The organism is Bacillus sp. JJ864 (genome assembly GCF_036963045.1).
Lineage (GTDB): Bacteria > Bacillota > Bacilli > Bacillales > Bacillaceae_G > Bacillus_A > Bacillus_A pseudomycoides_C.
Genome location: NZ_JBALLY010000214.1, coordinates 1 through 1,825, shown reverse-complemented (window position 1 = coordinate 1,825; position 1,825 = coordinate 1). Strand labels below are relative to the sequence as shown.

Here is a 1,825-nt window from a genome sequence, read left to right as displayed (position 1 = left end):
TTCTGTAATTAATTCATTTATAGAAAAAATTACATCATCCAACGAGTTATCATCGGTCGTGTATAACCTTGTCTGTAAATTTCCATGAATTGCTCGTCGTAAGCTAGCAATGATAGATTTCCGGCTCTGAATAAAATGGATTCTTATAAAGAAAAGGCGTATCGTTATAAGAAATAATACAGTAAATAAAATGAGTTTACATGTATGACTCATTTCAATAAGCAGAAGTATCGGAATGACGATAAGCTGAAGTGAGATAAGATAGAGAACTTTATCGTTCTTCATCTTTTTTACCTACAAATTTATAGCCGATTCCCCACACAGTTTGGATAAATTCGGGGTTAGAAGGATCCGTTTCGATCTTCTTTCTAAGTTTTCTAATATGTACCATAACTGTATTATCATCTTCTATATAGTTACTGTCCCAAACATTGCGAAAGAGTTGTGTTTTCGTAAATACTTGTTCAGGGTTGGAAGCGAAAAATTTTAGTAGTTCTAGTTCTTTTGCGGTTAAAGCTATTTCTTCTTCACCTACGGTAACTGTGTATTTTTTAAAATCAATGGTTAACCCTTTAAACTGAAGGACTGTTTGTTCATGAGAGATAGCGTCGCTTCCTAATATTAAAAAACGCCTCATAAGAGCTTTCACCCGTGCAACTACTTCATGAATACTGAAAGGCTTTGTAATATAATCATCGGCGCCTATGCTTAATCCTAAAATTTTATCTACCTCATGATCTTTAGCAGTAAGCATTAATATAGGAATGTTTGTTTGCTCTCTAAGCTTTTTGCATACTTCAATCCCATCTATTTTCGGCATCATCAGATCTAATATGACGAGGTTATATTTGTTTTGTTTAAATAAATGAAGAGCTTTCTCACCATCGATTGCTACATCTACTGTATAGAATTCTCTCTCAAGATATTTCTTTAACAAATCTCTTATTTCTTTTTCATCATCAGCTATAAGTACGCGAACGGTTTCCATTGTTTCACCTGCTTCTAAAAAGTAATTTGGTTGTACAAACAAAACTAATTATATACTATGAATTGTAAAAATAAGGAGATGTTTTATATTTTCGAGTATTGGTTAACTACTTCCAGCGCTTTTTCCTGTACAAACTGTATTAATTCAGCAGGCTCCTCTATTAATATTTCAGCTCCAAGACTAAGGAACAGTCCTCCGATAAAAGGGATATCTGACTCTCTGAATTTTTCTGTAATTACCCCAGTACCATTAGAGGTAACTTGAATCCATTCTCCAATAGGATGAGGATCAATTATTTTACAGCCTTTTTTAGTTAGCGTTGCTCGTAAAGTAAGTTCTTTTGACGAAGTTTCCGTTTGGTTTAACCATTGTGTAACCGACATATCTCTTGGAATTGGCTGCCATGGAATAAGAACAGAGCTTTAGTTATGGAAGATTATAAACCTCGAAAACTTCAAAGTGGAAAAGTGACGTTTGTATCTATGAGAGACAACATGAGACAGATTGCGGAGGATCTTTATGATCGCAGGATAGAAGAGTGCTATGATAATGTCCAATGTAGAGTATTGTTTCTTCCAGCAGAAAAAGAAGGTGACCTTAAAAAGAAATTAGCATTTATAAAAAATGTTGAATCTAAATTAAGTGAAAGTAAAACAGTTGTAATTCCTGAATCGTCTCATGCTATGATGTTTGATCATACAAGGGAATTGGTTCGTGAAATTAAGGGGTTTTTGAATCATCCTACTAAACTAACGTGAAATTAATGTTATTATGCCCGGCACTCCATATAAAATAGACCAAATAATTAGCCATATTTGGTCTATATAAATCCATTTT

3 protein-coding genes and 1 pseudogene are annotated in these 1,825 nt (G+C 33.6%); 1 reads left to right on the top strand and 3 read right to left on the bottom strand.

The window, feature by feature from the left end:
• The 3 genes and pseudogenes from V7024_RS23165 to V7024_RS23155 form a co-directional block, all read right to left on the bottom strand.
• Positions 1-285 (bottom strand): annotated as a pseudogene (locus tag V7024_RS23165) (sensor histidine kinase); the annotation flags it as partial.
• The gene (locus V7024_RS23160) at positions 272-988 is read right to left on the bottom strand and encodes a response regulator transcription factor (RefSeq protein WP_335524363.1); all 717 of its coding nucleotides are present in this window, start codon (positions 986-988) and stop codon (positions 272-274) included. The pseudogene V7024_RS23165 and the gene V7024_RS23160, both read right to left, overlap by 14 nt.
• Positions 989-1,071: 83 nt before the next feature.
• Positions 1,072-1,371, bottom strand: a complete 300-nt coding sequence (locus tag V7024_RS23155) for a hypothetical protein (RefSeq protein WP_335524361.1) — start codon at positions 1,369-1,371, stop codon at positions 1,072-1,074.
• 45 nt (positions 1,372-1,416) lie between these two features.
• Here V7024_RS23155 and V7024_RS23150 point away from each other — a divergent pair, with 45 nt between their 5' ends.
• The gene (locus V7024_RS23150) at positions 1,417-1,746 is read left to right on the top strand and encodes an alpha/beta fold hydrolase (RefSeq protein WP_335524359.1); all 330 of its coding nucleotides are present in this window, start codon (positions 1,417-1,419) and stop codon (positions 1,744-1,746) included.
• Positions 1,747-1,825 lie beyond the last annotated feature (79 nt).

Bases quoted from the DNA above. Each gene is read 5' to 3' on its own strand.
- V7024_RS23150 (WP_335524359.1), top strand. From the start codon at position 1,417: ATGGAAGATTATAAACCTCGAAAACTTCAAAGTGGAAAAGTGACGTTT.
- V7024_RS23155 (WP_335524361.1), bottom strand. From the start codon at position 1,371: ATGTCGGTTACACAATGGTTAAACCAAACGGAAACTTCGTCAAAAGAA.
- V7024_RS23160 (WP_335524363.1), bottom strand. From the start codon at position 988: ATGGAAACCGTTCGCGTACTTATAGCTGATGATGAAAAAGAAATAAGA.